The following is a 6,016-nucleotide window of genomic DNA, read 5'->3' as shown; positions in this document are numbered from 1 at the left end:
CAGTCCTCCCAATGCGACCGGCATAAGATCCTTGGACGGCAGCCCGCTCCACTTGGCCAAGCAGTAGGAGGTCAGACTGACCATAATGCTATTGTGATATATATAATCTTGAAGATGAAACACTTTGGGTTCAAATGTCAAAATCCGATAGTGATCGATATGTTGAATCAAAGCCTCAAGCTGAGTTCTGATTTCTAATATAGGTGGATTTTGTCCGCCCACGGAAGTGAACACTTTCCTAAGCAGAGCGAGCATCTTATCGTACTCTGTAATAAAAGGGTGCGCGCTTCTGACCGGTTCCTCTGTGGTCTCCTTCACATTCTCTTGCTCATTTGATTTGGATTCTATAGAGACGGTAGGAATGAGGAACGCTCTTAGGATCTCAATGTCTTTATCCGTAATTACTTTGCCTTTATAGAATAATACGCTTCCACGCTTGGTTTGCACGTTGTCTAATATTTTTTCACCGGGTTTTAACAGAGATACGGGAACCGTCGCCATTGGATCGTCCTCACCTTACTTTCTATCATATCAATCCTATTTTAAACGAAAAAGAATGGGGATGTAACCCCCCATTCTTTTTAAAATACCAAAAATTACAATCTTTTTATAAAAAGTTTAGTTATTTGTTTAAGCAGTGAGAGGATTACTCCTCAGCTTCACCAGGACTATTGGATTCTGTCTCGTTCTCTTCGCCTTCTTGATCGTCGGTCGGCTCTTCACTTTTCTCCACTCGTGCCAAAGTTGATACTTCGTCTTCATCGCGAATGTTAATCAGCTTAACCCCTTGAGTATAACGACCCATAATCGATATGCCGGACATGCTTGTCCGAATAATCGTACCAAGTGCCGTAATGATCATCAGGTCTTCATCATCCTGAACGATTTTGAGGCCTATAACAGGACCGTTCTTCGGCGTAACGTTAAGCGTTTTGATCCCTTTACCACCACGCGACTGCAAACGGTATTCCGATACTGGAGTACGTTTACCGAAGCCCTTGGAGGTTACGATCAAGACAGTGTTATCCTCTTGAACAACGTCCATATCAATAACGGCATCATCGTCGCCAATGTTAATCCCTTTTACCCCGGTAGCCGAACGTCCCATGGAACGCACTTCATTTTCAGGGAAATGAATGGATATCCCTTGCTTGGTCCCCATAATAATCGTTTGGTTGCCGTCTGTCAGCTTCACGCCGATCAAATCGTCATCCTCACGAAGCGTTATAGCGATCAAACCGCCTTTACGGATGTTGCTGTAGTCATTTAATGGGGTCTTTTTCACTAAGCCATTTTTGGTTGCAAAGAACAGGTACTGTTCGGACTCGAAGCCCTCAACAGGAATAACGGCGTTGATGGTTTCCCCTTGCTCTATCTGAAGCAGGTTAATGATTGGCGTTCCTCGTGCTGTACGACTGAGATCAGGAATCTCGTAAGCTTTCAGCTTGTATACTTTACCTTTGTTAGTGAAGAACATCAAGAAGTGATGCGTATTCGTTACGAACAAATGTTCCACGAAGTCTTTATCCTTCGTATCCATACCGATGACGCCTTTACCACCACGTTTTTGACTGCGATAAGTGGATACAGGCAATCTCTTAATGTAGCCGGTATGGGAAATGGTGATGATAACTTCCTCACGCGGAATAAGATCCTCGTCCTCGATGCTTTCTTCCCCTACGGTAATCTCGGAGCGGCGGTCATCGCCGAATTTCTCTTTAATTTCGTGAAGTTCTTCGCTAATGATGGCCAATACCAGCTGTTCGTCAGCCAAAATCGCCTTATACTCAGCAATCTTCTTCAACAGCTCTGCGTATTCCTCTTCGATCTTCTCGCGTTCCAAACCTGTCAAACGCTGTAGACGCATGTCGAGAATGGCTTGAGCTTGGTCGAAGCTAAGTTCGAATTGAGTCATTAAGCCTTCGCGCGCTTCTTCCGTCGTCCGTGAAGAACGGATTAAAGCAATGACTCGATCCAAATGATCGAGAGCAATCCGTAATCCTTCAAGAATATGAGCTCTAGCTTCTGCTTTACGCAATTCATATTCGGTACGGCGGCGAATAACGACTTTTTGATGCTCAAGGTAATGATAGAGCATTTCCTTCAGGTTCATAACCTTAGGTTCGCCATTAACCAAAGCCAGCATAATAATACCAAAGTTGGATTGCAATGCTGTGTGCTTATAAAGGTTATTCAATACAACGTTAGGGTTCACATCGCGACGCAGCTCGATAACAATCCGCATACCGTTACGGTCAGATTCATCTCGCAGGTCGGTAATGCCTTCGATTTTTTTCTCGCGGACTAATTCTGCGATTTTCTCAATCAAACGGGCTTTAATAACCTGATATGGCAGCTCATGAACGATAATGCGAGCTTTGTTGTTGTTTTCTTCTATGGTGGCTCTAGCTCTCATAGTCACGGAGCCGCGGCCCGTATTGTAAGCCTGTCGTATACCTTCACGACCTAAAATAAATCCGGCAGTAGGGAAATCCGGGCCTTTAATCGATTGCATCAACTCCATGGGAGTGACGTCTGGATTCTCTATCATTTGCTGTATGCCGTCAATAACTTCTCTTAAGTTATGAGGAGGGATATTCGTAGCCATCCCTACGGCAATACCGGAGCTGCCGTTTACCAATAGGTTAGGAAAACGAGCAGGGAGGACAACCGGTTCCTGCTCCTCGCCATCATAGTTGGGAGCAAAATCAACCGTTTCTTTGTTAATGTCACGCAAAAGCTCCATCGCGATCTTAGACAGCCGAGCCTCGGTATACCGCATGGCTGCAGCGAAGTCGCCGTCGATGGAACCAAAGTTACCGTGACCATCTACAAGCATGTAACGGAGGGAGAAATCTTGCGCCATCCGCACCATTGTTTCATATACGGGAGCATCCCCGTGCGGGTGATACTTACCGATAACTTCACCGACGATTCTCGCCGACTTCTTGTGCGGCTTGTCCGAATACATTCCAAGCTCAGACATGGCGAACAAAATACGGCGATGCACCGGCTTAAGCCCGTCCCTTACATCCGGCAGGGCACGGCTTACGATAATGCTCATTGCATAATCCAAAAAGGATGTACGCATCTCCGAGCTGATATCGATTTCTTTAACTTGTGAGCGCTGTTCGTCGGACATTGTTTACCTCCTGCAAGTTTGCCTTGGCCTAACCACTTCGTAAGCATGAACTACGTTTTTTGCGATTTGCTTACCAAGTGGCTCATGCCATTAAAGACCGTGTAATCTTTGTATAATTAAATTATTCAATGAGTTCGCTTTGACAAAAGGACTGCCTGCGTTGATCCGTGGAATTTGCATCGGATCGGTATCCCGTGAAGCGACTCCACTCACGGTAGTATAAGCGTACTGTATTCCCGATCTGTTCAATAATTCAGCTGATTTGGCATCGTATATCCCAAACGGATAGGCGAAGGAGTCAATTGGCCGGTTGTACAATTCTCCAAGCTTTTTGCGGCATAGCTGTGTATCATCTATGATTCGCTGCTCGAACTGCTGTTCTGTTTCTACTACACCTTGATCATTAGGCAGCTTAGTCGTGAATAATGCACCGCCATTCGGTGCTCGGTCATGCAAGCTGTCCGTATGGCATTGAACGTCTATCCCTGCCATTTCTTGCGTCATTTGTCGGATTTGATCTTTCGATAGGGACGGCAGAAGACTCCTCAATGGCTGATCAATATCCTTCGTAATGACAAAATTAACGGCGGGAATGTTCAATTCCTTCAAAATGGGGTAAGCACGAGTATAAAAGCTCTGATAGCCATCATCAAAAGTGACTAGAACAGCATTAGGAGGGACGGGCCCTCCTGCCAAATAGGCTTTAAATTGTGACAAGCTAATAAATTGATACCCTCGTTGCAGCATATCGGTCAGCTGCTCTCGGAATAATTCCGTCTTGATCGTTACGTCCCCAACAATTTGATCATCTATATGATGATACGCGATAACGGATACCCGATCTTTATATACAATCAGCGGGGCTTGCTGGAATATGCCTGGAGTAAGCCACAGCAAAACGACTACCAGCAGCCATAATCCGGCTCTCTGCATCCAACTCAAAGCTCCTTCAGACTTGCTAAATATCAAGGTTCTTAACGAACTTGGCATGCTGATGAATAAAGTCTCTGCGCGGCTCCACGTTCTCGCCCATCAGTGCGTCGAAAATGGAATCTGCATCAATCGCATCCTGAATATTCACTTGCAATAAGGTACGGCTGTCCGGATCCATCGTAGTCTCCCATAATTGAACAGGGTCCATCTCACCAAGACCTTTATAACGCTGCACATTCACTTTGACGCCTTCACCAAATTCCTGCATAATGACGTCTTTCTGCTTATCGTTATAGGCATAACGTATCGTCTTGCCTCGTTCTAGCTTGTACAGCGGTGGTTGGGCAATATAAATATAACCGGCTTCAACAACCTTGCGCATATACCGGTAAAAGAACGTTAGAAGCAGCGTACGAATGTGAGCGCCATCCACGTCGGCATCCGTCATAATAATGACTTTGTGGTAACGCGCCTTGGAAATATCAAAATCCTCGCCAATTCCTGTACCTAGTGCAGTAATAATCGCCCGGATCTCCAAGCTGGACAAAATTTTATCCAACCTTGCCTTCTCTACGTTCAAGATTTTACCGCGGATAGGCAGGATCGCTTGGAAATGACGATCACGACCCTGTTTGGCCGAACCGCCCGCAGAGTCACCCTCAACAATATATACTTCACTGATAGAGGCATCCTTCGAAGAGCAGTCTGCCAGCTTACCTGGCAAGGAGCTGACCTCGAGGGCGCTTTTGCGCCGTGTCAATTCCCGCGCTTTACGAGCAGCCTCGCGAGCTCGCGCTGCTTGAACGCCTTTTTCAATAATTTTCTTAGCGATGGCAGGATTTTCGTCCAAAAACTCCATCAGCTTTTCAGAGAACAACGATTCTACAATCCCTCTAACTTCACTGTTACCGAGCTTCGTCTTCGTCTGACCCTCAAATTGAGGCTCCGGAATTTTAACGGAAATAATCGCAATCAAGCCTTCACGGACATCGTCCCCCGATAGGTTGGAATCACTGTCCTTAATGGCGTTATATTTACGGGCATAATCATTCAAAATCCGTGTCAGAGCGCTCTTAAAGCCGGATTCATGCGTACCGCCCTCATGCGTGTTAATGTTGTTGGCAAACGAATAAATGTTCTCGGTATAGCTGTCGTTATACTGAAGAGCAATTTCAACCTGAATGAAATCTTTGGAGCCCTCCGTATAAATCGGCGGATGCACAGCTTCACGGTTCCGGTTCAGGTACTCGACAAAGGAGATAATCCCGCCTTCGTACATAAACGTATGCGTGACATCCGTACGTTCGTCGGTCAAGCAAATCTCAATGCCCTTATTCAGAAATGCCAGCTCTCTTATACGGGCTTGCAGCGTATCGTAATCAAATTCCGTTGTTTCCTTAAAAATTTCCTCATCCGGCCAAAAGGTAATGATCGTTCCGGTTTCATCCGTATCTCCCACCACTTGCAGGTCATACTGAGCGGTTCCACGCTGATATTCCTGCTGGTGGATTTTGCCCTCACGTTTGACTTTAACGACCAGCTTTTTGGAAAGAGCATTAACTACAGACACACCAACCCCGTGAAGACCGCCAGACACTTTATAGCCTTCGCCGCCAAATTTACCGCCGGCATGAAGCACAGTCAGAACGACTTCGAGTGTTGATTTTTTTAATTTGGTATTCTCACCGACTGGAATGCCTCGACCATTGTCAATAACCGTAACACTGTTGTCCTTATGCACGATCACTTCGATTTTAGTACAAAAACCGGCCAAAGCTTCGTCAATACTGTTATCGACAACCTCCCACACAAGGTGATGAAGGCCTTTTCCACTGGTTGAACCGATATACATCCCCGGACGTTTCCGAACGGCTTCAAGACCTTCCAGTACCTGTATCTGACTTTCATCGTACGTGTTTTGATTTACAGACATGTTGACAC

4 protein-coding genes (1 of these 4 only partly in view) are annotated in these 6,016 nt (G+C 45.8%); all 4 read right to left on the bottom strand.

Annotated features, from left to right (window positions below):
- Positions 1-501, bottom strand: the 5' end (the start) of a protein-coding gene (locus QMA13_RS36270; protein ID WP_282938701.1) for an HD-GYP domain-containing protein. It extends 555 nt beyond the left edge of the window; 501 of the gene's 1,056 nt are visible here — the first part of the coding sequence; it begins with the start codon at positions 499-501; its stop codon lies off the left edge, out of view.
- Between the two features lie 145 nt (positions 502-646).
- A complete protein-coding gene (gene gyrA / locus QMA13_RS36265) occupies positions 647-3,142 on the bottom strand; it encodes a DNA gyrase subunit A (RefSeq protein ID WP_282938699.1) in 2,496 nt (831 codons plus the stop codon).
- Positions 3,143-3,232: 90 nt separating this feature from the next.
- Complete coding sequence (locus tag QMA13_RS36260; protein ID WP_282938697.1) at positions 3,233-4,075, bottom strand: polysaccharide deacetylase family protein; 843 nt, start codon at positions 4,073-4,075, stop codon at positions 3,233-3,235.
- A gap of 25 nt (positions 4,076-4,100) precedes the next feature.
- Complete coding sequence (gene gyrB, locus QMA13_RS36255) at positions 4,101-6,008, bottom strand: DNA topoisomerase (ATP-hydrolyzing) subunit B (protein ID WP_282938695.1); 1,908 nt, start codon at positions 6,006-6,008, stop codon at positions 4,101-4,103.
- Between the last annotated feature and the right edge of the window lie 8 nt (positions 6,009-6,016).

The sequence above is a fragment of the Paenibacillus sp. RC67 genome, assembly GCF_030020805.1.
In the GTDB taxonomy this organism is placed as follows: Bacteria; Bacillota; Bacilli; order Paenibacillales; family NBRC-103111; genus Paenibacillus_S.
The sequence above is the reverse complement of the archived record's forward strand: the minus strand, read 5'-3'. Positions and strand labels throughout refer to the sequence as shown.

Excerpts from the sequence above, each read along its gene's own strand:
- gyrA (WP_282938699.1), bottom strand. The coding sequence starts at position 3,142 with ATGTCCGACGAACAGCGCTCACAAGTTAAAGAAATCGATATCAGCTCG.
- QMA13_RS36260 (WP_282938697.1), bottom strand. The coding sequence starts at position 4,075 with ATGCAGAGAGCCGGATTATGGCTGCTGGTAGTCGTTTTGCTGTGGCTT.
- gyrB (WP_282938695.1), bottom strand. The coding sequence starts at position 6,008 with ATGTCTGTAAATCAAAACACGTACGATGAAAGTCAGATACAGGTACTG.